Annotated in this window: 27 protein-coding genes and 2 pseudogenes; 24 read left to right on the forward strand and 5 right to left on the reverse strand. The window is 39.0% G+C overall.

The window, feature by feature from the left end:
• Position 1 precedes the first annotated feature (1 nt).
• Positions 2-445: a phage tail tube protein gene (locus tag C6347_RS15980; protein ID WP_106071828.1), complete on the forward strand. Its 444-nt coding sequence runs from the start codon at positions 2-4 to the stop codon at positions 443-445.
• A gap of 283 nt (positions 446-728) precedes the next feature.
• On the opposite strand, the gene C6347_RS19565 is transcribed toward C6347_RS15980, so the two are convergent.
• A complete protein-coding gene (locus C6347_RS19565; protein ID WP_106048466.1) occupies positions 729-890 on the reverse strand; it encodes a putative holin-like toxin in 162 nt (53 codons plus the stop codon).
• A 79-nt stretch (positions 891-969) separates the two neighbouring features.
• Here C6347_RS19565 and C6347_RS15990 point away from each other — a divergent pair, with 79 nt between their 5' ends.
• The 20 genes and pseudogenes from C6347_RS15990 to C6347_RS16080 all read left to right on the forward strand — a co-directional run bounded on the left by C6347_RS15990 (position 970) and on the right by C6347_RS16080 (position 17,574).
• The gene (locus tag C6347_RS15990; protein ID WP_106071829.1) at positions 970-1,419 is read left to right on the forward strand and encodes a phage tail assembly chaperone; all 450 of its coding nucleotides are present in this window, start codon (positions 970-972) and stop codon (positions 1,417-1,419) included.
• A gap of 23 nt (positions 1,420-1,442) precedes the next feature.
• Positions 1,443-1,595, forward strand: a complete 153-nt coding sequence (locus C6347_RS19510; protein WP_008361258.1) for a hypothetical protein — start codon at positions 1,443-1,445, stop codon at positions 1,593-1,595.
• Between the two features lie 3 nt (positions 1,596-1,598).
• On the forward strand, positions 1,599-6,575 hold the full coding sequence (locus C6347_RS15995) for a transglycosylase SLT domain-containing protein (RefSeq protein WP_106071830.1): 4,977 nt from the start codon (positions 1,599-1,601) through the stop codon (positions 6,573-6,575).
• Positions 6,568-7,230 (forward strand): LysM peptidoglycan-binding domain-containing protein, encoded by a 663-nt coding sequence (locus C6347_RS16000; RefSeq protein WP_106071831.1) that lies wholly within the window; start codon positions 6,568-6,570, stop codon positions 7,228-7,230. The genes C6347_RS15995 and C6347_RS16000 overlap by 8 nt, the downstream gene beginning before the upstream one ends.
• 11 nt (positions 7,231-7,241) lie before the next feature.
• On the forward strand, positions 7,242-8,327 hold the full coding sequence (locus C6347_RS16005; RefSeq protein WP_106071832.1) for an XkdQ/YqbQ family protein: 1,086 nt from the start codon (positions 7,242-7,244) through the stop codon (positions 8,325-8,327).
• Positions 8,324-8,605: a DUF2577 family protein gene (locus C6347_RS16010; RefSeq protein WP_106071833.1), complete on the forward strand. Its 282-nt coding sequence runs from the start codon at positions 8,324-8,326 to the stop codon at positions 8,603-8,605. The genes C6347_RS16005 and C6347_RS16010 overlap by 4 nt, the downstream gene beginning before the upstream one ends.
• Complete coding sequence (locus tag C6347_RS16015; protein ID WP_106071834.1) at positions 8,605-9,033, forward strand: DUF2634 domain-containing protein; 429 nt, start codon at positions 8,605-8,607, stop codon at positions 9,031-9,033. The genes C6347_RS16010 and C6347_RS16015 overlap by 1 nt, the downstream gene beginning before the upstream one ends.
• Positions 9,026-10,072 carry a baseplate J/gp47 family protein gene (locus tag C6347_RS16020; RefSeq protein ID WP_106071835.1) on the forward strand — a complete coding sequence of 349 codons (1,047 nt, stop codon included), beginning with the start codon at positions 9,026-9,028 and terminating at the stop codon, positions 10,070-10,072. Before C6347_RS16015 ends, C6347_RS16020 begins: the two co-directional genes overlap by 8 nt.
• A pseudogene (locus tag C6347_RS19570) lies at positions 10,059-10,499 on the forward strand (YmfQ family protein); the annotation flags it as partial. The gene C6347_RS16020 and the pseudogene C6347_RS19570, both read left to right, overlap by 14 nt.
• A 495-nt stretch (positions 10,500-10,994) precedes the next feature.
• Complete coding sequence (locus C6347_RS16030; RefSeq protein WP_106071837.1) at positions 10,995-11,378, forward strand: phage tail-collar fiber domain-containing protein; 384 nt, start codon at positions 10,995-10,997, stop codon at positions 11,376-11,378.
• Positions 11,379-11,395: 17 nt separating this feature from the next.
• Positions 11,396-12,523: a hypothetical protein gene (locus C6347_RS16035; protein WP_106071838.1), complete on the forward strand. Its 1,128-nt coding sequence runs from the start codon at positions 11,396-11,398 to the stop codon at positions 12,521-12,523.
• A gap of 4 nt (positions 12,524-12,527) precedes the next feature.
• Positions 12,528-12,902 (forward strand): hypothetical protein, encoded by a 375-nt coding sequence (locus tag C6347_RS16040; protein ID WP_106071839.1) that lies wholly within the window; start codon positions 12,528-12,530, stop codon positions 12,900-12,902.
• Positions 12,899-13,042: an XkdX family protein gene (locus C6347_RS16045; protein ID WP_181185477.1), complete on the forward strand. Its 144-nt coding sequence runs from the start codon at positions 12,899-12,901 to the stop codon at positions 13,040-13,042. The genes C6347_RS16040 and C6347_RS16045 overlap by 4 nt, the downstream gene beginning before the upstream one ends.
• Before the next feature lie 61 nt (positions 13,043-13,103).
• Positions 13,104-13,316, forward strand: a complete 213-nt coding sequence (locus tag C6347_RS16050; RefSeq protein ID WP_101677298.1) for a BhlA/UviB family holin-like peptide — start codon at positions 13,104-13,106, stop codon at positions 13,314-13,316.
• Positions 13,317-13,336: 20 nt separating this feature from the next.
• Entirely contained in the window at positions 13,337-13,600 is a 264-nt protein-coding gene (locus tag C6347_RS16055; RefSeq protein ID WP_025092922.1) for a phage holin, read from the forward strand.
• 56 nt (positions 13,601-13,656) lie between these two features.
• Positions 13,657-14,469 carry a peptidoglycan recognition protein family protein gene (locus C6347_RS16060; RefSeq protein WP_106071840.1) on the forward strand — a complete coding sequence of 271 codons (813 nt, stop codon included), beginning with the start codon at positions 13,657-13,659 and terminating at the stop codon, positions 14,467-14,469.
• A gap of 122 nt (positions 14,470-14,591) precedes the next feature.
• On the forward strand, positions 14,592-15,170 hold the full coding sequence (locus C6347_RS16065) for a hypothetical protein (RefSeq protein ID WP_106071841.1): 579 nt from the start codon (positions 14,592-14,594) through the stop codon (positions 15,168-15,170).
• Positions 15,171-15,419: 249 nt separating this feature from the next.
• Positions 15,420-16,163, forward strand: a complete 744-nt coding sequence (locus C6347_RS16070; protein WP_106071842.1) for a hypothetical protein — start codon at positions 15,420-15,422, stop codon at positions 16,161-16,163.
• A gap of 30 nt (positions 16,164-16,193) precedes the next feature.
• Positions 16,194-16,919: a hypothetical protein gene (locus C6347_RS16075; RefSeq protein WP_106071843.1), complete on the forward strand. Its 726-nt coding sequence runs from the start codon at positions 16,194-16,196 to the stop codon at positions 16,917-16,919.
• A 22-nt stretch (positions 16,920-16,941) separates the two neighbouring features.
• Positions 16,942-17,574 (forward strand): hypothetical protein, encoded by a 633-nt coding sequence (locus tag C6347_RS16080; protein ID WP_106071844.1) that lies wholly within the window; start codon positions 16,942-16,944, stop codon positions 17,572-17,574.
• Positions 17,575-17,654: 80 nt separating this feature from the next.
• On the opposite strand, the gene C6347_RS16085 is transcribed toward C6347_RS16080, so the two are convergent.
• The gene (locus tag C6347_RS16085; RefSeq protein ID WP_061419632.1) at positions 17,655-17,843 is read right to left on the reverse strand and encodes a hypothetical protein; all 189 of its coding nucleotides are present in this window, start codon (positions 17,841-17,843) and stop codon (positions 17,655-17,657) included.
• An 80-nt stretch (positions 17,844-17,923) separates the two neighbouring features.
• Here C6347_RS16085 and C6347_RS16090 point away from each other — a divergent pair, with 80 nt between their 5' ends.
• Together C6347_RS16090 and C6347_RS16095 are read left to right on the forward strand one after the other, a co-directional pair.
• Entirely contained in the window at positions 17,924-18,763 is an 840-nt protein-coding gene (locus C6347_RS16090) for an SMI1/KNR4 family protein (RefSeq protein ID WP_106071845.1), read from the forward strand.
• Positions 18,764-18,896: 133 nt separating this feature from the next.
• Positions 18,897-19,583: a hypothetical protein gene (locus C6347_RS16095; RefSeq protein WP_106071846.1), complete on the forward strand. Its 687-nt coding sequence runs from the start codon at positions 18,897-18,899 to the stop codon at positions 19,581-19,583.
• A gap of 507 nt (positions 19,584-20,090) precedes the next feature.
• On the opposite strand, the gene C6347_RS16100 is transcribed toward C6347_RS16095, so the two are convergent.
• Positions 20,091-20,678 carry a hypothetical protein gene (locus tag C6347_RS16100; RefSeq protein WP_106071847.1) on the reverse strand — a complete coding sequence of 196 codons (588 nt, stop codon included), beginning with the start codon at positions 20,676-20,678 and terminating at the stop codon, positions 20,091-20,093.
• A 346-nt stretch (positions 20,679-21,024) separates the two neighbouring features.
• Here C6347_RS16100 and C6347_RS16105 point away from each other — a divergent pair, with 346 nt between their 5' ends.
• A complete protein-coding gene (locus tag C6347_RS16105; RefSeq protein WP_106071848.1) occupies positions 21,025-22,527 on the forward strand; it encodes a recombinase family protein in 1,503 nt (500 codons plus the stop codon).
• 37 nt (positions 22,528-22,564) lie between these two features.
• Here the strand turns inward: C6347_RS16105 and C6347_RS16110 are convergent, their stop codons facing one another.
• Entirely contained in the window at positions 22,565-24,067 is a 1,503-nt protein-coding gene (locus C6347_RS16110) for a reverse transcriptase domain-containing protein (protein WP_106071849.1), read from the reverse strand.
• Positions 24,068-24,310: 243 nt separating this feature from the next.
• A pseudogene (locus tag C6347_RS16115) lies at positions 24,311-24,447 on the reverse strand (sigma factor); the annotation flags it as partial.

Below are 24,447 nucleotides of genomic sequence, written 5' to 3' on the forward strand. Positions count from 1 at the left end.
GATGGCTTTTAAAGCGCAGAATACCATTTCAGGTAAGGAAGGGCGTCTTTTCCTCGATGGTGAGGAATTGGCTTTCATCAAAACGTTTGAAGCAAACGTGGAGAAGAATAAATCAGAAGTTAACGTTATGGGCCGTCGTATGACCGGTCACAAGACAACCGGTGCGAATGGCACTGGCACAGCGACTTTCTATAAAGTCACATCACGTTTCGTTCAATTAATGTCGAACTATGTAAAGAAAGGGCAAGACCCGTACTTTACGATTCAAGCTGTACTGGATGACAAATCATCAGGCCGAGGCACAGAGCGTGTCACATTGTTTGATGTGAACTTTGATTCTGCAAAGATCGCGGGTCTTGATGTGGATTCGGAAGCACTGGAAGAAGAGGTTCCTTTCACGTTTGAGGACTTTGATCTTCCTGAAAAGCTGAAGGATACATTCTAAAATGAGATAAAAAAAGTAACACTTTTTTGTTTAAAAAATTATCGTTATGTTATACTGAAAACAATAATGTTATTAATATTGTTATCAAATTTGATTTTAAATTTAATAACAGTAATGATACTATGTTTACATGCAAAGCAATTTGCATAAAATAAAAAGAAGCCAGGATGCTCTAACATCCCGGCAATGTACAATGAGGCCCACAAGAGGGCTGGCTTATTTACATGGTGAAGCTAAACAGGAAATAGGTTATCCCTACGAACTTACCAGGATCAAGGGAGGCCTATTTTTTGTTTATATACGTCAACAAGGCAAGGATAAACATCCCGAACAAAAGCATTAGGGAAATCGCTTGGAACGTTGACATGAGCATCACCCCCTTTCGATCTGGGGTGAGCCAGGCCGCCCTTATAAGCCGTTCATATGTACGATCTATATTATACATGAAAAGATTGGAAAGCACATTCAAAAAATGGATGTGCTTTTTTGTATTCAAAAAAACAAATCAAAGGGAGTTTTTAAACATGAGCGAAAAACAAACAAAGAACACATATGATCTTTCATTCTTTATGCCAGGACAAACAACAGAAGCGGAAGAAGTCAAATCCATTATCTCAAAGCGTTTCGTTGATAAAGAAGGTAAAGTGATCCCATTCGTATTCAAAGCCATTACAACTGAACGTATTGACGAATTGGAGAAGGAAAACACAACGTTCAAAAATGTTAAAGGGCGTGGACGTGTGAAAGACTTGGATTCTCAACGCTTCTATGCACGTATTGCGGTTGAATCAACCATTTACCCTGATTTCAAATCAAAGGAATTGCGTGAGGCATACAGCACACAAGATCCAGTTGAAGTGGCAAAGCGTGTCCTGTCTGTCGGTGGTGAATATGCGAACTGGTTAAACAAAGCCATTGAGGTTAACGGTTTTGAAGATGAAATTGAGGACCTTGAAACAGAAGCAAAAAACTAATAAAGGACGGGAACAAAGAGGCTGTGTATCTGTATTACTGCATGCATGAGCTTCATTACTCCCCGTCTGAACTCTTAGAGGTCTATGAAGCGCCAAGGCGTTTCAAGGGCTTTTTGTTTGGGTTAATAGCCCATAAATTAGAAGTGCTTGAAAAGGAATCGAAGAAAGGAGGATAAGACATGGCCCGTTTAACCGCTCGGTTTGAATTACAAGACCGGATCACGCGTAAATTGCGTTTGATCAGAGGGGACCTAGAACGACTTGATAGATTGCGCCGCAGATCAGAGCGGCCAATCACTTTAAGAATCAGGGACAATGCCACAATTGCATTAAGACGTGTGCAGCGGTTTGTATTGCGTGATCTTGCTCGAACTTATCAGCTGACGATTGAAGTAAATGATCTGGCAACAAAAGCACTACGAAAGTTCAATGGCTTCTTACAACGCAAGATGCCGCGTACTCATAGTGTGCTGATGCGCATTAAAGATCAGGCAACACCAGGTCTTGTTCGGCTGCGCCGTTATATCAACCGTAACTTTGGGAAAGTAGAGCGGTTTGCCATAACGGTTCATGATCGTGCAACCGCAGGGATCAGACGTATTGCTTCATATGCAGCGCGTCAGCTTGGCCGAGGCTACAGCTATACAATCAGAGCCGTTGATATGGTCCGGCGTACAGTCAGCCGTATAGCGTCTTATACTCGGAATACCTTGGGTACAGAATACAGGGTGGCGATCAACGCTATTGATCGTTTCACCGCTCCAGTACGTGGGGCTGTCTCATTTGCGAATACCCATTTGGGACGGACTTACACAACCACAATTAAGGTCCTTGACCTAATCACAAAGCCATTACGGGGGATCGTGTCAGCTGTCACCAGCACACTTGGTTTGCTTGGAGTCGGTGCCGGTGCAACAGGCGGTATTGTTGTGCCGCTCAAAATGGTCGCAGATCGCCAAAACATGACCACTGCGTTTGAAACATTGCTAGGTAGCAGAGGAAAAGCAGATGCACGACTGGATGAATTGACAGCTTTTGCTGGTCAAACGCCATTTACACGTGACGAGATATTTGAGTCAAGTCGTGTTCTCCAAGTATTTACAGGGAATGCTCTATCGACCACAGAAGGCATGAAGCTAGTTGGGGATGTTGCTGCAGGTGTTCAACGGCCATTTTCCGAAGTTGCGTTATGGATGGGACGTTTATATGACGGCATTAAATCGGGGCGTCCTATCGGTGACGCAACGGCTGCTTTTCAAGAAATGGGGGCGATCTCTGGTGATGCCAGAGGTAAGCTCGAAAAACTTGCAAAGAGCGGCAAGGACATAAATAAAACTTGGCCAGAAGTAACGAAGGAATTTGGCAAATACAACGACATGATGATCAAAATGTCCGATAACTTGGCCAACTTATTCCTTGGTGTCAAATCATTCATCAACAACTCTATTTTGATGCCTTGGGGTAAAGGACTTGCAGCTGCGTTCCAACCTGCACTAGAAGCATTTAGAACGTGGCGTGGGGAATACTCCTTTGTACTGACCGATCTTTCCAATAAAGCTGAAAAGGCGGGCAAGAAATTTGCTAACAGTTTCCTTGATCCGACCAAAAGCGTATTCGGATTTATTGGTGATCAGTTCAAAATCTTGTTTCCTGGTGAGAAATTAACCAAAAAGCAGACGCAAGAACTGAAGGTTAAGTTTAAAGACAACCCTAAGCTGAAGAAGCACTTTGAACAGTTAGAAAAATACAGAAAAATGGACTTTGAAACTCGCTGGAAGCTCGTCCTTGATAACACGAAAGATGTTTTCGGAGCGTGGTGGGAGAAGACGGGGAAACCTGGTCTTTTCAAAATGGCCGAGAATGTTGGTAAGACCTATGGTGGCATCATAAACGGTGTGATTAATGGTCTACTTGGTATTGATGATAAATCGACGGATGATTCTTTCGTAGACGCTGGTGCAAAAGCAGGAAGGATATTCATCGAATCATTTTTAGAAGCTCTTGATCCAGCGCAATTAGGAATTCGTATCACCAAGAAGATCGGTGAGATCAACTTGAATGCTCTCACAGGAGAAGGCTCAATTGCTGGTGCTTTGATTGCCAATGCATTTGCACTCGCATTCCTTGGAAAAGTGGCCACGTTGTTAAAGCCGCTCAAATCCATTCTTTCCGGAGCTTTTGCTGTCTATAAATGGGGCAAAGGTTTAAGAGGAGGAATGGGATCAGGAACAAGCGGTGGTGTAATCAGCGGAGCTGGAAGAGCAGGGCGTCCTCCAAGGAACCCACGAACTCCTGAATATCGTCAGCCTTGGATCAATAGAGGTGAGCCAGTAAGACCAACGACACCAAACCAAGGGCGTGGCGGTGGATTCTTAGGTAAAGTCGGTAAGGGCGCAAAGAGCATCGGGAAACGTATTCCTATTCTCGGGACAGCTATAGCAGCTACAGAACTGCTAGGCATGAATAATGACAATAAAGGCGAGAAGATCGGTGGATTTGTCGGGAATCTAGGTGGCGGTATCGGTGGAGCGGCAATCGGAACAATGATCGCCCCTGGTATCGGAACAGCTATCGGTGGAGTATTAGGCAGCATCTTTGGCGGTGATCTTGGCAAATGGATTGGAAAGATGTTCGACAACGGAACCATCCAAAAGAAATGGGATGAGATTGTCAAAGGTGCAGAAAATGCAGTCCAATGGATTAAAGAAACATGGAGCACTGTTTCCGGTTGGTTCAATGATAATGTTCTAACACCTATTACAACGTTCTTCAGTGACACATGGACATGGATCACAGAGAAATGGGGTCAGCTTTCTTCGTGGTTCATGAATAACGTGTGGCTGCCTATTTATAACTTTGCAGTTCCAATCATCAACTTTGTAGTTGGTGTTTTTGTCGTTGCGTGGGAAGTGATTAGTACCGTATGGGGAGCTGCATCAACATGGTTCATGGACAATGTATGGACTCCTTACGGACAAGTGGCGGTCGCTGCGATCACCCTTGTCTGGAACAAGATCGTTGAATTATGGAACTGGATACAAATCACCTGGTCTGTTTTCTCGGCATGGTTTATGACATATGTCTGGGAACCATTTGGATCAGTGGCAATTGAAGCCATTGTCTGGGTGTGGACTAAGTTGACGGAGTTCTGGAATTGGATTCAATTCGTATGGGGCACATTTGCGGTATGGTTTGATACCTTCGTATGGCAGCCTTTCATCAATGTTGGATTGCCAGCTATCATGTTTATTTGGAACCTGTTTAAAAGCACGTGGAATTGGATTAAAACCACTTGGATTATACTTGCGAAATGGTTTGATGAGTATGTGTGGCAACCATATAAAAAGTATGCAGAGCCAGCGATTACCTTCGTGTGGGAGAAATTTCAGGATGCATGGAGAATCATCAAGGGTATTTGGAAAACAGTGAGTGGGTGGTTTGAAAAATATGTTTTTAATCCATTAAAAAAACATGCTGAGAATCTAAAAAATACGTGGGATGGCATCTTTGGTGTTGTTGGCAATGTGGTTGATAAAGTCAAGGGAGTAAGCGGAAAGGTATTTACCATCTTTGAAAAAAAAGGTGAAGAAAAGACAGGGTATAAAAAAATCCCTACTAAGGGGAAAAAGCCAGATCAGAAAGCCACAGGCGGCTATATCACCCAGCCAACCTTATCATGGGTCGGTGAAGCAGGTAACGAATTTGTTATTCCAACTCAAAATAACCGAGGACGCGGAAAGATGCTGCTTGCTCAGGCTGCTTCTCACCTTGGAATGTCTGTTGTGCCAAACGGTGCATCACCAACCTCTCCAGCAAGCTCATCATCTCCTATGAGACCGGCAGCCGCTTCATCAGTTTCCACATCTGCAAGTGGATCGGTATCAATTGGAGACGCGGCCAACGCATCTAAATACGGGGAACAGTTTAGCACTGACTTTGAAAAAGGGTTAAACAGCAAAGTCGTTTCACTTGATCAGTGGAAACAGGCCAATATTAATCAACCATTTTCTCAAATTCAAGCATCAACACCGCTTTATGGAGCTCAAACTGTCACCGGCTTTGCTGCAGGTCAAAACATGACACCAACTGGCACAGGTCAATTCTTAGATCAAAATGTAAGACAACCTTTCTTATCCGCTCGACAAGTATCACCTACCTGGGGCGCTGGACTAATTGACGCATTTAATAGCGGTATGAGGTCAAAAGGAAGTGAAGTGACACAAGCAGCCAAGGACATGGCCAAGAAAGTGGAGCAAGCTTTCCGCGAAGAATTAGACATTCATTCTCCTTCACGTGTCATGATGAGTCTCGGGAAATTTGCATCGATTGGTGTTGTTAAAGGGCTCGACTCAGTTGACGTGAAGAAATTTGCAGAGAATCAAGCCGGTTCCTTGATCGCTGCATTTAGTGGAATGGGTGCATCTAACCTGAGTGTTCAACAATGGCTTATGGCTGCTCTAATGGCAACCGGCACTTCGATGAGCTGGCTACCTGGTTTGATGACGATCGCACAGAATGAGTCACGTGGAAACCCGAAAGCGATCAATTTATGGGATTCCAACGCCAAGAGAGGAACGCCGTCTAAAGGATTAATGCAAACCATTGATCCGACCTTTAATTCTAATAAGGCAAGCGGCATGAACGACATCTGGAACCCGATTCATAATGCTGCAGCTGCTATCAATTACATTAAAGGCAGATATGGAAGTGTCTATAATACGCCTGGGTTGAGAAGTATCAGAAACGGTGGACCATATAAGGGTTATGCAAACGGTGGTCTAATTACGCAAGAACAAATCGCCAGAGTTGGTGAAGGAAACAAGCGTGAATGGATTATTCCTGAAGAGCGTGGTATTCGTGGCCGCTACTTGTTGGCTCAAGCTGCACAGGCTTTAGGAATGAATGTTTACGATCCGGCCACTGCTACATCATCTGAGCTTTCACAAGGGCAGGTGCAAACAGTAACAGCAGGTACAGCAAATACACCGTCTGCTTCTGGTGGATCAAAACAGATCATCATTAATTTTAATGGTGAGCAGCATTATCATAATGGCCAAGATGCAGATTCACTTGTTGAAAAGATCAAACAGATGTTGGTTGATGAATTAGAAAATGAAATCAACACTGGAACGAAGGGAGTCGTGATCGATGGCTAAATCAAAATATCAATTGTGGATTTCGCAAGGGAAGGACAAACTGCGATTCCCTGTTCTTCCTGAAAAACTTGAACTGAACAACAACGTACAAAATGAATCTATCAAAGTATCAAAATTTGGCGAGCTCACATTCTTGGATGTACCAGGGGCTCGCCAAATTTCATTTACAGCCTTTTTTCCGAAGAAGTATACACCGATCGCTGAATATAAAAGCATTCCATCACCAGAGAATGCAATTGCCAAAATAGAGCGATTCATGAAGTCAAAAAAGCCTGTACGCTTTATCGTTACTGGAACCAAAATCAATATGCAATGCAGCATAGAAAACTTTAATCACAATGAAGGTACGTATGACGTCGGCGATCGTGAATTCACGCTGCAGCTGAAAGAATACAAAACGGCATCACCTAGAAAAATCAAACGGAAAGCCAAAAAGAGCAGCAAAAAACGCAGCTCAAAAGGCGCACCAAAAGTGTACACCGTTAAAAAGGGCGATACATTGTGGGATATTTCTGGCCGCTTCTATGGTGATAGTACAAAATGGCGCCGCATTTGGAATGCGAATAAAGCTGCGATGATCAAGCGGAGTAGACGCAATATTAGACAACCAGGGCATTGGATTTTCCCTGGTCAAAAATTAAAAATACCACAATAGGGGGGCTGACATTGATTGAGCTTTTTGCCATCAGAAGCGGTACCATGTACGAGCTTGTGACAGAGAGCGTGACACTTCGGGGGCAAAGGTATCAGGCCCCCCGCTCAATACAAGCAACGATCGTTACAAAACAAGGAAGTCAAAAGTATTACAGCATCAAAGAGGGTGACACTGTTCTTTTCAAGTGGAAAGGAAAAGAACTCTTTCGTGGAACAGTGTTTGCAAGAACGCCCAAGAATGAAAAGCTGACCTTTACCGCATACGATATGCTTCAGTATTTGGTGAAGAACCAGGATGTCTATGTTTTTTCAAATCAAAGAGCAGATCAAATCTTAAGGCGGATTGGAGCTGACTTTCAAATTCCAATGACTTCTATCGCCAATACAGGGCATGTCATTAAATCGCTTGTATTCAAAAACGATACAAGCCTTTATGACATCATCTTGCAGGCTCTCAGGGAAACAAAAAAGCAAACAGGACGTAACTATCAAATCTATTCTGCTAAAGGAAAGATGGGACTTAGAGCATGGCCTGATCCGTCCGAAGTATGGGTCATTGAATCAGGCGTGAATCTCATTGATTATCAGTACAGCACCTCGATTGAGGAAACGGCCACTCGTGTGAAGATGAGAGCTACACGAGTGGAAAAAATCAAAGTTTTAAAGAAGGAAAAAAAGAAATCGAAGTCTACAGACAAAGATAAGAAAAACACTAAACCCAAGAAGCCGAAAACTGTCACTCAAAAGAAAGAAATTGAAATGCTGGTTGTGGCGAATGATAGTGCTGCTAGAAGTAAATACGGCATCCTCCAGCACGTTGAAAGAGTGTCAGGAGAGATCAACCAAGCACAGCTGCAAAAGAGAGCTGATGTACGACTGGCGCAAAAGAAGGGTGTAAAAAAAGAACTGAAAAGCATCCAAGCTCTAGGTATACCTGGATTACAAAGCGGCATGCCTGTCCGGATCATCATTCCGGATATCGGCATCAAGAAAACGTATTGGATCGATCAAGACAGCCATGAATTTAAGGGAACCAAACACACCATGACAATTGATGTCGTTGAAAAGAATACAATCCCAACGGGGAACCAGTCATGAAACTAAGCGAGGCAATTAAGCGATTGGCTGTCAATGCTGTGGATGCACAATCGCCTATGGAATTGATACTTGGTGATGTGGTGTCTGTTTCCCCTCTTAGTGTTCGACTCAAGGAGAATGACAAACTCATTATTCCGGAAGATCTGCTTATGTGGCCAACTCGATTGGACGAAGATGAAGATGATGCACTCGAAGAAGGCGATAGTGTCATGGTTCTTGCGATGACAGGGGGCCAGATATTTTACATCTTAGATAAAGTAGTAGGAGGTGGTTCATAATGGCTCTTTCACCTGAAGAAGAAATTGAGGATTTGGATGAGGACGAAGAGGATATTGTTGAACCTTCGACTACCTACCGAATCGACTTTGAGTCTGGCCGTTTAACCAATGAAAAGATTAATGGTCTTGATGCTATTCGTCAATTCGTCTATATGGCTTTGCGAACGGAACGATATTCACATGCTGTTTATAGCCATGATGTAGGATGTGAGGTTCAAGAAGCTGTGTCTGATGAAGAATCAACGGATGAATACAAGGAGATGGAGATTCCGCGGCTCATTGAAGAAGCTCTTTTAGTAGATGAAAGAATTGAAAGTGTGCAAGATTTTAAGATCACTAAAGAGGGTGCAGCCTTTAAGGTGGTATTTGACGTGGTGACAGATGAAGGAACCTTGGAGATCGAGGAGGTGATTGGCGAAGATGTTTGAGGAACAATCGTATGAAGCCATCATGGAACGCATGTTGGAAAGAATACCTGATGACATAGATAAAAGAGAAAACAGCGTGATATGGAATGCGTTGGCTCCTGCAGCTGCCGAACTTGCTCAATCTTATATATGGCTAGACCAGGTATTCGATCTTGTCTTTGCGGATACAGCGCAGGGAGAATTTTTAGATAAACGAGCTGCTGAAGTTGGAATCACTCGTAAAGCGGCCACAAGTGCTGTATGGTCCGTTGAAGTCTCGCCTGAAGGTATCAGAATACCAATTGGCTCAAGGTTCTACATTGACAGTCTATATTTTCAATATCAATCTGACGGCACGCTGAAGTGTGAAACGACTGGTGCTGTAGGCAATGGGAATTTTGCAGAACTGCCGCTCCTATCACTCGATAACATACCAGGTTTAGAATCAGTCATTTTTGAGGAGCTGAAAATACCTGGTCAAGAAGAAGAAGACGATGAAGCGCTGTATGAACGGTACTTGATGAGGGCAAGGCGGGAGGCTGTCAGTGCCAACAAAGCTCACTATAAAAAGTGGGCTGAAGAAGTTGAAGGAGTTGGCAGGGCGAAGGTGTTCCCACTTTGGAATGGTGAAGGCACAGTAAAAGTTGTCATCACTGACGGGAATTTTGATGTTGCGACGGATCTGCTCGTCAATAAGGTCCAAGAGTACATTGATCCGGTTCCAGGAGAAGGGGAAGGCCAAGCACCAATCGGGGCTACTGCCACTGTCGAAAGCGCCAAGTGGAAAGATGTTGAGGTGTCCGTATCGGTGGAGCTTAAAATGGACTATTCACTTGAAGATGCTCAACAAGAAATAGAGGAGAAGATCAAGACTCTCCTAAAATCACTTGCCTTTGAAGAAAATGTGATCAGAATGTCAGCGATCAATGACATTTTGTATCATGCGGATAGTGTCTCTGATTATGCGGATGTCTTGATCAATGGTGAAGCCAAAAACTTGCCGCTCCAAGACATTGAAATTCCGCGTCTAGGGCAGGTGAACGTCATTGAGCAAGCTTGATGAAATGAAAGCTTACCTTCCTGCTTATCTCACAGAGATCACAGATTTTGATGAGCTCATGAAATCCGAAGCTCCCGAGATGGAAAGGCTAGACGATTCTATTTTTGATATGACTGATCAATTGTTTCCGGTCACAGCAACATGGGGATTGGATCGATGGGAAAGGATGCTGAAGGTGAAGCGGGAGTCAGGTGATTCTATTGAGCTGCGCAGGGCACGTATTTTGAATCTCATGTCCAACATTCCACCGATTACTTATGCTTCTTTAGAGAGGGCAGTCAACCGCTTCCTGAAGAATCCTAGCGCAGTGGTTCGTCTTACAACTGGTTGCTATCATTTCTCTCTTCGTGTTAATTTGGATGACCTGCAGAATACCAGATACATTGTAGAGACGCTTGAAAACTTGAAGCCGGCTCACTTGGCTTACAAATTTACAAGCATACATCATACGGATGTTCATGAAATCAAAGACTATCATAACCGGCTCACACTGCGCAGCAGAGTGGGCTTTTTTGATCACATCCCGATTCTGTTAAATGGAGAGTTTTTACTTAATGGCACTTTTTATTTGAGCGGATCGCGCAATTCTACTGACATTCCTGTTCGGTTTAGGCAGTCTTTAAAATTGGCCATGAAGCTCAAAAAAGAAATGAAAGTTCTTGGACGTACAAGATATGTCATGGTAGGAGCCAAACACGAAACGGATCAACAAGCAGCTCTTACACTCCGATCTCGTTTCAAACACGTAAATAAAGAAAAAAGGAAAGTAACATTCCGCATGGCTGCTCATGTATCAAATGAGCAAAGCGGAAGTGTAATCATTAAGCAGAAATATTGGACGCTTGATGGATCAGTACCGCTAGACGGTTCAAAATATCTAGCTGCCACGTCCAAACAAATAGATTTATAAAGGAGGATCATAATGGCTGATCAATTAACCGTTACAACGCTTTATGCTCGCCAACAAATGGCGAAGGCTAGAGCGGAGGGAACGAAGCTCACGAAAGTGGTTAAGATGGCTTTTGGGAATGGAGGAACGAAGGACGGAAAGCCAATCTCCCTGGATGGAACAGAACAAGAACTCAAAAATGAACTTGTTCAAAAGGACATTGATTCCTATAAATTCATGGAGCCGGCGAAGATCCGGTACACGTGCACCATCGCTGAAGGAGAACTGGCAGGAGAAGTGATCAACGAACTAGCACTTGTCGACGAAGACGGTAAATTCACCGCCATCCGCACTATGACAGACAAGCAAAAAGATGGTGACATTGAATTCATCTTTGAGATTGATGATATTTACTAGGAAAGGAGTGCTCATCGATGGACATTAAATCTCCTAAAGTGTTTGAAACAAGTGATAAAGCTCATGCGGATTTGTTCAATGAAATGGTTAAAGTGTTGCTTGAAAATGACTTTGGACTGTTAGATCAGATCATTGAACATATTGGCGATACTCAGCCACATGCATCTACAGCAGAGAAGAAAAAATGGAATGAATCGCAGCTATATAAGATCACAGCTGATGACGGCAAGTACTTGATCTCTGTTCCGGCTGACAAAAATATTTATGATGCGATTAAAGACAAAGGGACCTGCACTTTCATTGCATCCCCTGGTGTAGAAGATTCCCCAGCGCCAAGCAATGCCTATTTGAGAGGTATTCAGACGGTGGGACAAAACAACATCGGAACCGGTTTTGCAGTAGACACGTCAGGTAATGCATATTACTTCTACTATAATTCTACCCATATATCTATCACTTGGACGCAGCTGCCGTCAGTTGCCGAAAGGAATAAATGGAATAATAGTCAGTTATATAGGCTCACTCCAAACGATGGAAGAGTTGCGAGGGTTCCAAATGGTACCGATATATTCAAATTACCGACAGGTCCTTACATGGGAGCTCAACTCCTTAATGCTCCAGTAGAAAATGATACAAGTTTTTATTATGTTGATGTTTTTGAAACTGCGTATGAACAAAACGAAGTCATATATAAACGCATTATCGCTACAAGATCATTTGATAACATAACTTGGATTGGCACATTCCATGCACAAGGTTTCAAAGGGTGGGAGAGAATTACAACCAGTAAAGATGCAAAACTCGACTGGAAGTTACCGACTATCAGAAACGGATGGAAAACATATAAGTCTGAGGTCAATAATGACTATCGGGTTCGCGTTGCAAAGGATGCGATGGGCATTGTTCATGTTACAGGAGCCATCACAGGCGGTACACTTGGGGATGTTGGTGCGTTTATGTTGCCAGAAGGGTGTGAACCGCCTTTCCCTCTCTATAATGTTGGCATCGCTTCTAGTACCGGTGGTTTTAAGGGACCGCAATTTAGTAGACAGTATATCGCTACAGATGGACGTTTCTGCATACAAGACACGAGTAGTAATACTGAGTTTATTGTCGTGAATTGTATGTTTAAAGCAAAGGAGTGATTTTATGAAGCCAATATACGCCTATGATGATAATTTTAAGTATATACCTGGTGGGGATAAAGAAATACCCGATGATGCTGAAATTCCAGAGGGATTTACAGATGTCCAACCCCAAGAAGGGTTATATATAGCGGAATATAATTCCGCAAGCAAAACATGGAGCGAGTCGGCAACCCAGGAGTACATTGATAGCTTAAAAACAGAGCAACCGCCGTATGATATTGATTTACTAAAACAGCAAAACGCGGTCTTAACCAAACAATTGACTGAACTGTCAAAGGAAGCAGCTGCAGCTAAATTGCGTGAGGCGCAGATGGCAAAACAACTAGCTCAACTCATGACTGAGATTCAGGAGTTGAAGGGTGGTGGAAAATCATGATATATCCAACAGTTGCGGATATAAAGCAGTTTTGGGATTGGAAGTGTTATGGTCCTGAAGACATTGCCTTTTATGTAAACATTGGCTGGATCTCGGTAGATGACTATCAAGACATAACAGGAGAACAATACGAAGCCTAGAGGGGCTTTTTATTTTGCCTCTTTAAGGGGGGTGTACAAAGTGAGGGAGTAGGTGAGTATGGTGGAAATGGATTTGGCGCAATATTTGATGACACAAGGACCCTTTGCGGTTCTTTTTTGTTGGGTGTTGTTTTATGTTCTCAACACAACAAAAGAAAGAGAAAGTAAACTCAACGAGCAAATAGATGCTCAAAACCAAGTGTTAGAAAAATTCAGTGAGAAATATGATGTTGTCATAGAAAAACTAGATCGCATTGAAAGAAACCAAAAATAAAAAGAAAAGAGGATTTGAATATGAAAAACTTCGACAAAGGCACGGTGATCCGCACGGTGCTTCTATTTATGGCATTGATCAACCAAACGTTAATTCTATTTGGCAAGCCAATCTTGCCGATCAGCGAGGATCAAGTCACTTCGTTGGCTGAGACATTGTACCTTGCTGGCTCAATGATCTTTACAATCGTAACAACACTGGTGGCATGGTTTAAAAACAACTATGTGACTGACAAAGGCAAGTTACAAAAAGAAATCCTGAAACAAAAAGGATTAACGAAGTAAGGAGCTGCCACGAGGTGGCTCTTTTTATATTAAATTGATCAAAGGAGACGATGAACGTGGTAAAAATCATTAAAGATTTTATTCCGAAAAGCAACAAGAACCGTCCTGGCAACTATATGAAACCTTTATATATTACGGTTCATAACACAGCTAACACAGCAAAAGGGGCAAACGCAGCGAGTCACGCATCGTTTGTGAAACGATCTAGTACAGGTGTAAGCTGGCACTATACGGTGGATGAAAATCGCATCTATCAACATCTGCCGTTAAATGAAAACGGATGGCATGCAGGAGATGGCCGAGGAACCGGAAACATGAAGTCAATTGGAATTGAGATTTGTGAAAATGCAGACGGCAATTTTGAAAAAGCGGTTGAAAATGCTCAATGGCTCATTCGGAAGCTGATGACAGAACAAGGCATCCCATTGGCAAACGTTGTACCTCATAAGAGATGGAGCGGTAAACAATGTCCACGAAAGCTGCTTAATCGCTGGGACAGCTTCAAGGCGGGTATTGCAACCGCTCATACAGGGAAAAAGGCAACAGCCAAACCTGTGAAAGCGACACCTGTCAAAAATACGTCATCCAAGCCAAAAACGAGTAAACCTAAAAAATCATTTAACTTGCCATCTGGCATTATTAAAGTAACAAAGCCTTTAACAAAGGGCGCTGGTGTAAAAGCATTACAGGAGGCTCTGGCTGCTGTTTATTTCTATCCTGAAAAGGGGGCAAAAAACAATGGTATTGACGGCTATTATGGAACGAAAACTGCGAATGCGGTCAAGCGGTTTCAGCTTATGTATGGACTTGCTGCTGATGGCATCTATGGTCCAAAGACTAAAGCAGCTCTTCAAAAAGCATTGAAATAAGTACTGTCACATGATCCGTGATAGAAAAGCATTAGATGAAGTCGGAAAGAAATAAGCGGAATTTTTGGCGGTTGCTTACGTATAAAATGTGGGTAGCCGTCTTACATAATAATTACGTATAATTGAGCGGAGGGGAGGCGGAAGATATAAAGATAAAGAAGATTTCCGTATATTTTTTGATTTTTACTAGTTTTCTACTACTTCTAACGGGGTGTAGGAGCGTAAAAGTATCTGATCTTAAAGAAGACATTGACTACAACTTCGAAGATAGTACAGTAGGCACGTTCACTGACGCTCTGCCAAAAGATACACACACTATTGACGTTGCGTATACAGATGAAATTAACGGCTTAGAGGTAAGTGTAGAAAAGATACATTTCTCAGAGGGACTCATAGGGATGAGTCTATCATTTAAAAATAAATCTAAGGATAAAAAATACTCCATCGCTGCTGCTACACGCGCTATACGAGTGAACTCAAAGACTACGTTGGGTCCTAAAGACCTAACTTACGTTGACTATGATAAAAGCTATGGGAAATTGGAACAGCAAGGGGATACGTTTGAGAGCCTGACTTATTGGTCATTAAAAGATGTTAACTATAAAAATATCAAAGAAATTGATTTACAAGTGTTTATAATCGACGATTCCGGAACATCGGATAAATCTTTAATAAACTTCAAACGAAAAATAACTTTGTAAAAAAGCAGCCCCGTCCCTAGCCGGATGGGGCGTTTTTTACGTTTAGTATTAGTATCCCCTCAGTTGTTACTTCATGATGTCTCCTCAATGAATTAAATGCTTCTATTAAAAAGTTCTAAATACAAATAATTCTATTATATTACAATAAAATCTTAAATTTACCTTAAATATCCTCTAAAGTCTTTATTTAAATTTGAAGTAAAACTATACTAAAGGAGCTTTAAATTACATAAATAGGAGGATTATTAGGTGAAAATCACTAACAAGGTTTTAAGTTTACTATTAATATTTTCATTGTTTGTAGGTGTTACAGGTTTTATTCCACAAGTGAAAGCTGTCAGTCAAGACGAAGATGAGGCTTATTTAGAAGATAGTAGCATGATTATTGAGGAAGATAATGATACTGATGCTGAGGAAGAACTTGAAGAAATTCAAGGAGTCGAAGAAAGTTCAGACGAAGGTTCTCTAAGCGAAGAAGAACTACAAAATATTAAAATAACTACTCAATCTTGGGATAGAGGTGGTTTTAATGGAGGCCGTATAGGAGGCGGTGGTGGAGGTGGTTCCATTGTACCAAAGCCAAAACCAACACCAAAATCTACACCAAAACCAACACTTCCAGCAAAAGGATTCAAAACCGGTGCAGAAGGTGAAAAATATCTAAATGCTCATGTTAATGGAAATGGCCATAAAACTTTTAAAAATGTAAAAGTTTACGACAGGAAAAAGAAAAAATATGTGTTTGAAAAAAGAATAATTGATGCTTATGTTTCAAAAAAAGGTGTTGCACACGAATCTAAAGTTGGCTATACAAGTTTATCAAACTTTGTGAGAAAACAAATTGATAAAGATGCCAGGTTAAGAAGTGAAGGCAGAGTTAAAGGCGTAAAGTGGCACTTTTTCAAAAGTGCTAGAACAGGAAAGATTGGTATCACCAAGAACTTGAAGGAATACTTAGAGAAAAAGAAAATTCCTTATAAAATTCATAAATAACTAACAGAACTAAAACAGGAGGATTAATAGGTGAAAATCACTAACAAGATTTTAAGTTTACTATTAATATTTTCATTGTTTGTAGGTGTTACAGGTTTTATTCCACAAGCAAAAGCTGTCGGTCAAGATGATGAGGCATATCAAGAAGATAGTAGTGTGATTATTGAGGAAGATAATGAATCAGATGCGTATGAAGAACTTGAAGAGCTTTTGGGAATAAACGAAGATGCTGAAACGATTTCTAGCTCAAATAATGATCCAGTAATAACAGCGTTTATGAATAAAGATATGGGAGGAGGCAACGGATACCCGGCTGGTGGAGGAGGAATAGGAAAAGTTAGACCAACTCCAAAACCCAAACCTACTCCAAAGCCAACACTTCCTGCAAGAGGATTCAAAACCGGTGCAGAAGGTGAAAAATATCTAAATGCTCATGTTAATGGAAATGGCCACAAAACTTTTAAAAATGTAAAAGTTTACGACAGGAAAAAGAAAAAATATGTGTTTGAAAAAAGAATAATTGATGCTTATGTTTCAAAAAAAGGTGTTGCACACGAATCTAAAGTTGGCTATACAAGTTTATCAAACTTTGTGAGAAAACAAATTGATAAAGATGCCAGGTTAAGAAGTGAAGGCAGAGTTAAAGGCGTAAAGTGGCACTTTTTTAAAAGTGCCAAAACTGGTAAGATAGGTATCACTAAGAACTTGAAGGAATACTTAGAGAAAAAGAAAATTCCTTATCAAATTCATAAGTAACTATTTAAGCGGAGGTTAGTTCATGGAATACCCTTTAATGGAACCACCGGTTACAGTGGAATCCTTTGAGAATTTATCGAAAAAAGAAGCTAAAATTCACTTCGAGTGGTTTATTAATCAGATTCCAGACCGGATTGAAATTCTGAAAAATGTTACTAATGGAGAAGTGGATTTTAATTTCACTCCCGAATCACTTATAGATATCTATAGTTGGTTTTTATCTCAAGTGGAGATTTATGAACTATCAGAAGAAGAGATTGGTAGAGAATTAGAACGATTAAGTCAATATCCTGATTATATTTATGAAGATGAAAAAGAGAGTTTATTGGCTAATCCAGTTGAATTAGCGAAAGTGGACTATGCAATAGCAATGGATATAGGGATTTATTATGCAGAAGTTATTAGAAGAAACCATCCTCAAGTGCAATGGACGTACTTTACAAAGCCAAAATCTTATGCCTACTTAAATAAGCCTATTCTTCATTTCGAAGAAGGAGATTACATTTATTATGATCGTGAACCTATAGATTTAATGTTTATACTTAACCAAAGAATATTAAATGGAGAAGTAACAGAGAGTACACTTTACGAGATGTATTTTACTGATCAGAATTTGATATTGGGTGTAGACGAAGATCCTGAGGATGAAGATTAGAACAAGAGCAACTTCTATACAGAAGTTGCTCTTGTTAGTTTTGTATTCAGGCACTCGGATAAAGAAAATATAGTTAATATTTAAAACCGCCATTCTCTTTTCTTTTTATCCCATATCAATTCTTCTTTTGACAGAAGGTTTTGTACTGCTTGTCTTACAGCCCTTTCGTCTTTACCAGTTTTTCTTTTCAGATCATCAATTGTTGGATTCTTACGGAAGCGACTCATATTATAAATAATTCGATAGATCTTTCTTTCGAGATCAGACATAAAATCACCACCAAAAATAGTTTAACAGAATATATGTTCGTAAGGGAGTTTTGTTAAATGACACTAGGAGGAAATAAACTTTGAAATCTTTTTGGGAAATAGACGATGAAGGTTACTATACGTTAAAAAAGATCACCGCAGAAGAAGTAGCTAAGGCTGAAAAGAAACTAGGAGTCACTTTGCCAGATACATATAAAAAGCTCATATTGGAACAGAATGGCGGTTATATAGTTCATAATGCTTTTCCAACCACTCACTCTAATTCTTGGGCTGAGGATCATATTCAATTTAATCATCTTTTGGGAATTGCAGAAGATGAGGGGATTATGGATAGTGCCTATTTAATAAAAGAGTGGGAGCTGCCAGAAGGGCTTGTTTTGATTAACGGGGATGGCCATACTTGGGTAGCGATGGATTATCGAAAAACGAAAGAGAATCCTACAATTCATTATTTTGATGTTGAGATGGAAGAAGACTTTAATTTAGCAGATTCCTTTGATGAATTCATTCAGCGGCTTTATACAGCTGAGTACACTGTTGATGAGGAAGCAGCAGAGGGTGAATATGAACTTTCTGAAAATCATTTAAGTAAAGAAGAACTTGAAGCCATATTTGAATTGGACGTCCTTGATGAAGGTAATCTGTATAAAATTCAATATTACCCGATGGTTGATTTGAACGAAATTGAATGGTTTTTTAAAAAGATGCAATATCACATTGAAAAAACAAAAGATGAAGATACGCTTTATCAAGTAGGTGATACGATTCTCTGCATTTTCTTATTAAATCAAAATATGCCGATCAACGAAAAAATTAGTGAGATTCTGCATCAAATAGCTAAATTTTTAGAAAAGAATGATGACCCACTGCTAGTGAATCTAGGAGAAAATATTGCGATTGAAACAGAAATTCTATCTTAATAGAACGTTTTTAAGGTGTCCTTTCTAGAGAAAATATAGAAATGGCTAAATGAACAAAGGTGTTATATTTATCAAAAAGAAAAACAGTGTCTAAGTTTTATCCTTAATTGGTATTGAGATAGGGAGGAGTAACATGGAGAACTTTGTAGCGGTATTAATCTTCACTTTACCAGGTTTGTTAAGTTATTTTTGGATACAGTTATTTGGTCTAAATCCAACAAGTAAGCATTCAAACTTTGAAATTGCAGCAATTAGTGCTATTTTGTGGTTTCCTGTCGGTATGATCGTTCTTGGGATTTATCAGTTTACAGCAACATTTGTAAACCACCAAATTGCAGATAACTCTTGGCTATCTATTCGTACTTTAAGTGATGTTCTTGAATTATCAAATAATCTAGCGTTTCTTGTTTATTTTGTTTCATTTAGTGTTATTTTCAGTTTCCTATTCTCTTGGGCTGTTTCGGAGTTTGTCTATAAGTGGATGATTAAATTAGTTAACGTGGTTAGAAATAGAAGTGGAACAGCTGGGCTTTCTAGAACCAGTTCAGTATGGAATGAGACTTTTTTGAACAATGATCCTCAAGTTATATCAATTGGAAAAATTGATAATCCAGAAGTAATAATATATGGGGAAATAGAAAAAGTCTCCAGACCTGTTGAATTAGAGAGGAATCTGCTGCTTCGCAATACACAATATTATACTAAACTTTTAAAAGATAACGAAGATGTTAAAATATCAAATGTTTTCGTTGATACTAAGACAGGCTATGTTGTAACTATATATAATAATGATGATGTTGCGGAGGCTGTAAACCATTAATGCTTGAAAAAAGTGAAACCAAAGAAGATTAGTTCTTCTTTGGTTTCGGTGGCTTCATTGTTAGAGACGGTTTATCAGCTGAATTTTGTTCGTGTCTTGGTATGTTCATTGCATTCTCAGCGGGTCTCATATCTGGTCGGATTTCCATTTGCCTGTTAGTTGGTCTTTTCTCCATAAAAATTCCTCCTCATTTAATTAATAGATATTCTATAAGTACCCTTGATTTTAGACTGGCCTTTACTATAGAAAACAAAAGGTGCTATATATGAAAATAATGAATAACCCTCTAAACCAAGTATGATAATACTATATCAAAACTTAGAGATCTTGAATATGCAAAAAAGGGAGAATTTTGGAAAAAATTTTGAATATCCCCTTGTACAAAAATCAGTTATTTAAAGGAGCCTTAGGGTGCATTTAAAGATATAGTCAAGAAAGAGAAGTTAGAGCAAACTTGAAGATAAGTTAAAAAAGCATGAACTCTATTTTTGTTAATAGCGTCAGTGTTTAATCATTATCTGATTTTTTTTCTCCTAATAACATTACAAAAGCTGTTACAAATTCTTGAAAGTTAATATCTAAGTTATCCTTAACTACTGGCATAGAATAAAGAAAAATGAGAATTATAAAATTCACCCATGCATTTACATAGCTTTGAGCATTTTCACTTAGAGTTTCTGCTTCATCTATTACTGTGTTTAGATCATCCGTTGAAATTTCATCATTTTCAAAATGTAATTCTTCTAAAAATCCATCTATTTCTGATTCCTCTTGAGTTGTTAAAATTATAGGGTTTGAGTTGAAGTTTCTTAAGTTAGATTGAATTTTTTCATTTAGTTCTGCAAGATTTATATCTCTTATCGTTATGTAATTTGTCCAATTCAGCATTGATTGTTTTATCTTTTCGTGTTGATCAATTATAGGCTTCAATCTTGCGAAATCCTCCATTGATTTTTTGGTTATTTTAATTTGGTGTTCATATCTTTTATAATCATCAATTGCAGATTGGACCATTTGCTGCTGCATTATTTTATTTGTATTTTCTATAAATTTTCTATGTGGTTTTAAAATGTCATTGTAAGGATTGTTTTTCATACTCTAGCCCCCGTTAAGTTGTTAGTAGTGTAAATACGGATTAAAACTTTAGTTGGTTTCATTTATTTTTAAAAAAATGGGAACAAACGTTTGATTAACGGTGTCAATTTCATTATAATAAGAATAAGATTGACCCCTTCATGAACCTGGCTGACATTCAGTCAGGTCTTTTTTATATCTACTGGTAAACTCATTTTCTTTATGAAATAGGGACAATCCATGTCGGCATAACCTGTCATGAGGTGATCTAAGATGAAGGTCAAAATCATTGAAGGACAGAATGTTGACGCACGTATTAATGATTGTTATCACTATTTGATTAAGTGGTGGAGGAAGGAGATTAATCGTGAAAGCAATTTACGTGAGGGTATCGACCGAGGAGCAAGCGATAAAAGGGTCGAGCATAGACAGCCAGATTGAAGCATGTGTGAAGAAAGCAGGGACCACAAATGTCCTGAAATATGCAGATGAAGGCTTCTCAGGTGAATTATTAGAAAGGCCAGCTTTAAACCGTCTGAGAGAAGATGCGCGCAAAGGATTAATTACTGAATTGATTTGTTATGATCCTGATCGTTTGTCGCGGAAACTAATGAATCAATTAATTATAGATGATGAATTACGGAAAAAAGGAATAGTCTTAACCTTCGTAAATGGGGATTATGCAGATTCACCTGAAGGGCAGCTGTTCTTTTCAATGAGAGGAGCCATTTCTGAATTTGAAAAGGCCAAAATTAAAGAGAGAACTTCTACAGGTAGACTTCAAAAAATTAAAAAAGGGATAATAATTAAGGATCCTAGTTTATTAGGATACAGAATGAATAAAGAGAAAAGAACGCTTGAGATAATAGAAGAAGAAGCAAAAGTTGTGAGAATGATTTTTGATTTGTTTACGGATCATTCAAGTCACTTCTTCAACCGAGTAAATGGAATTGCGTTGCATTTAACAAAACTAGGCATCCCAACGAAAAGAGGAGCAAAAGTCTGGCATAGACAAGTAGTGCGGCAGATCCTTATGAATCCATCTTATAAAGGGAAGTATGAGCAATATAAGTATGATACAGAAGGCAGTTATGTATCAAAGCAGGCTGGTGGTCCCGCAATAATGAAACTGAGGCCTGAAGAGGAACGCTATGTTACTGAAATTCCTTCGGTTGTTTCTGACGAACAATGGGAATATGCTCAAGAGCTACTTGGTAAAAGCAGAAGAAAGCAATTGGAATATGGCACTCATCCATATTTGCTTTCTGGTCTAGTGCGCTGTGGAAACTGTGGAAATACGATGACTGGTAAAAAGAGAAAATCACATGGGGAAGATTTCTATGTGTATGAATGTAGGAAGAATTATGCTGGAGCCAAAAATAGAGGTTGTGGGAAATCTATGTCAGAAAATAAACTGAACAGAATCGTATGGGATGAGATATATAAATTCATCACCAATCCAGAGAAGTATAGAGTTTATAAAGAAGAGGAAAAGGCCACGCATAAAGCAGATGAGCTTGAGCTGATTCAAAAAGAAATTGAGAAGGCGAAAAAAGGCCGGCAGCGTTTAATCACTTTAATTAGTCTTAGTGAAGAGGATGACTTGGATATTGAAGAAGTGAAAACGCAGATTGTTGAGCTACAGAAGAAACAAAATCACCTTATGACCCAGCATGATAAAATTAAAAAAGAGATTAAGGAATCAGAAGGATCGGCAGCAGGAGAAAATGCTATGAAAAGGGCACTTGATTATTTAAGTTCAGTCAATGCGGATAATTTGAAGCTGGAAGATAAAAAAGCCATTATTAACTTTATTGTTGAAGAAGTATTGATTGTTGATTCAGAGACTATTCATATAATTACTTTTTGAATTTGGAGGGCAAAATTTCTTAAGCCCTCCAAAAATATTAATAATTATAAATATTAGATTTAGGATGCATTGTTTCTTCTATACCTTTTGTCAAAACATTATTTTTAACAGCTAAATATATTCTTCTAAAACTTGGTATCTCAACAAGTCCTGATTTTTTTCCGATTTTCTGTTCCTTACAAATTAATATGATATTTTTATTGGTTAGATTAAAAGGAAATAGGTTATCCATTAAGAATCCTCGTGATTCTAACAATTGTTTTCTTTTGCGTAGTGTACTTAGAATTGTTGAAACAAGCCATTTGTCTAAATGTTTAATTTGCTCTTCATCATCTATTAGTGGATAGAAGCTCATTAGACCTTTAAAATTTAATTTTTTATACGATCCGTTCAGATAATTTTTAAGAATATTCTCACTTAGTCTACCATAAAGATATCTTCGTATTTGCATTATAGCAGTAACGAAATGAGGATCCTCACCATTACTAGGGATTCTAATAGCCCTGAGTTTTTCTTGGTTCAATGGTTGAATTAAATTTTTATACAGAAGATAACTTATATGTTTCTTAATTTTCTCTATAGCAACATCGTTAATACTAATACATTCACTTGATAATTTATATCCTAAAAAATTAATTGAATTTTTAAATTGGTCAAATTCTGATGGGATTCCTTTTTTAGATAGCAAACTTATACCTTCAGATTTTTCAAAATTAATCTCTACTTCAGCGATATTTGAGAATTCTTGCATTATTTCAAATGCTTCACATATTTTTTGATAGCTTTCAGACCAAATAACTGTGTCATCAGCATATCGTGCAAATCTCAATCCCTTTATTTCTAATTTTTTATCAAGGCGCCAGCAAACAAGGTTTGCTAAAAATAAAGATAATGAGGTTCCTTGGGGAATACCTCCATCAGGGAAATGCTCTAGAAAAGATTTAATTATGTCCTTTTCGAAATCACTTATAAGAAAGCCGTTTTGATCGAATTGCTTATAGATATATTCGTGCTTTATTGACCCGAAGAAATCTCGGAAATCAAATTCAGCTATAAACATTCTTGGATTATTTTTAATATCTAATGCAATATCTTGAATAGCATAATGTACATTTCTATCGTTTCTATAAGCATAGGAAAATGAACTGAATCTATGTTTGTTTTTTCCGAGTAAACGTCTATAAAAATGATAAGATATTGCTTCATCAGGAATCTCAAAAACATGTATTAATCTAGTTTTTGAACTGTTTTTTTTCTTTATTTTTTTTAGAAATGGTTTATTAGGTTTGTAAGTTCCGTTTATAATTTTCTTGAAAAGAGATTTAGCGATCTTATCTTTATGCTTTAATACATAGAAAGGATTATGTTTTTGGTCATGTTTCCATTCATCAGGAATTTTCACTTGTTTTTTTTGGGGGTTAGAAATACGTTTTTTATCTCGCTGATAAACTAACTCTAAATTATTATGATAATTATGGTATTCCTGTGCCTTTCTTTTAGCGATTTGTTCAATATCCTTTTTAATTTCTTCTAAAAGCATTTTTTCGCCTCCTAAACAAAAAGCCCTGTTCAATATCGAACAAGACTTTCCACGGATACTATAATTAAAAGTAAGTCCTCACTTAGAACCTTGGTACGAGTGAATACCTTGTTCTCCAATAAGTAAAGCATATAGCACCCGTTCGTCACCTTATGACATAAATTAAATATAGAATATTATGGTTTATATGTAAATGGTTTCTGGAGAAAAAATTGAACATAGAGTTTTGCACCCCCCTTTTGTCATTAATATCTCGTTTTCAATACACCGCGCCGCATACGTTGCCAGCTTTGTTCCTTTTCCAGAGGAATAGCTTTCGATGGCTTTAATGAGTCCGATCGTCCCGATGGAGATGAGGTCTTCAGCGTCTTCCCCGGTAT

This window comes from Bacillus sp. NMTD17 (assembly GCF_002998735.1).
GTDB lineage: Bacteria > Bacillota > Bacilli > Bacillales > Bacillaceae > Bacillus.

What these genes read in the sequence shown, in the direction of transcription:
- C6347_RS15980 (WP_106071828.1), top strand. Translation starts at nt 2, where the DNA reads ATGGCTTTTAAAGCGCAGAATACCATTTCAGGTAAGGAAGGGCGTCTT.
- C6347_RS19565 (WP_106048466.1), bottom strand. Translation starts at nt 890, where the DNA reads ATGTATAATATAGATCGTACATATGAACGGCTTATAAGGGCGGCCTGG.
- C6347_RS15990 (WP_106071829.1), top strand. Translation starts at nt 970, where the DNA reads ATGAGCGAAAAACAAACAAAGAACACATATGATCTTTCATTCTTTATG.
- C6347_RS15995 (WP_106071830.1), top strand. Translation starts at nt 1,599, where the DNA reads ATGGCCCGTTTAACCGCTCGGTTTGAATTACAAGACCGGATCACGCGT.
- C6347_RS16000 (WP_106071831.1), top strand. Translation starts at nt 6,568, where the DNA reads ATGGCTAAATCAAAATATCAATTGTGGATTTCGCAAGGGAAGGACAAA.
- C6347_RS16010 (WP_106071833.1), top strand. Translation starts at nt 8,324, where the DNA reads ATGAAACTAAGCGAGGCAATTAAGCGATTGGCTGTCAATGCTGTGGAT.
- C6347_RS16015 (WP_106071834.1), top strand. Translation starts at nt 8,605, where the DNA reads ATGGCTCTTTCACCTGAAGAAGAAATTGAGGATTTGGATGAGGACGAA.
- C6347_RS16020 (WP_106071835.1), top strand. Translation starts at nt 9,026, where the DNA reads ATGTTTGAGGAACAATCGTATGAAGCCATCATGGAACGCATGTTGGAA.
- C6347_RS16030 (WP_106071837.1), top strand. Translation starts at nt 10,995, where the DNA reads ATGGCTGATCAATTAACCGTTACAACGCTTTATGCTCGCCAACAAATG.
- C6347_RS16035 (WP_106071838.1), top strand. Translation starts at nt 11,396, where the DNA reads ATGGACATTAAATCTCCTAAAGTGTTTGAAACAAGTGATAAAGCTCAT.
- C6347_RS16040 (WP_106071839.1), top strand. Translation starts at nt 12,528, where the DNA reads ATGAAGCCAATATACGCCTATGATGATAATTTTAAGTATATACCTGGT.
- C6347_RS16045 (WP_181185477.1), top strand. Translation starts at nt 12,899, where the DNA reads ATGATATATCCAACAGTTGCGGATATAAAGCAGTTTTGGGATTGGAAG.
- C6347_RS16055 (WP_025092922.1), top strand. Translation starts at nt 13,337, where the DNA reads ATGAAAAACTTCGACAAAGGCACGGTGATCCGCACGGTGCTTCTATTT.
- C6347_RS16080 (WP_106071844.1), top strand. Translation starts at nt 16,942, where the DNA reads ATGGAATACCCTTTAATGGAACCACCGGTTACAGTGGAATCCTTTGAG.
- C6347_RS16085 (WP_061419632.1), bottom strand. Translation starts at nt 17,843, where the DNA reads ATGTCTGATCTCGAAAGAAAGATCTATCGAATTATTTATAATATGAGT.
- C6347_RS16095 (WP_106071846.1), top strand. Translation starts at nt 18,897, where the DNA reads ATGGAGAACTTTGTAGCGGTATTAATCTTCACTTTACCAGGTTTGTTA.
- C6347_RS16100 (WP_106071847.1), bottom strand. Translation starts at nt 20,678, where the DNA reads ATGAAAAACAATCCTTACAATGACATTTTAAAACCACATAGAAAATTT.
- C6347_RS16110 (WP_106071849.1), bottom strand. Translation starts at nt 24,067, where the DNA reads ATGCTTTTAGAAGAAATTAAAAAGGATATTGAACAAATCGCTAAAAGA.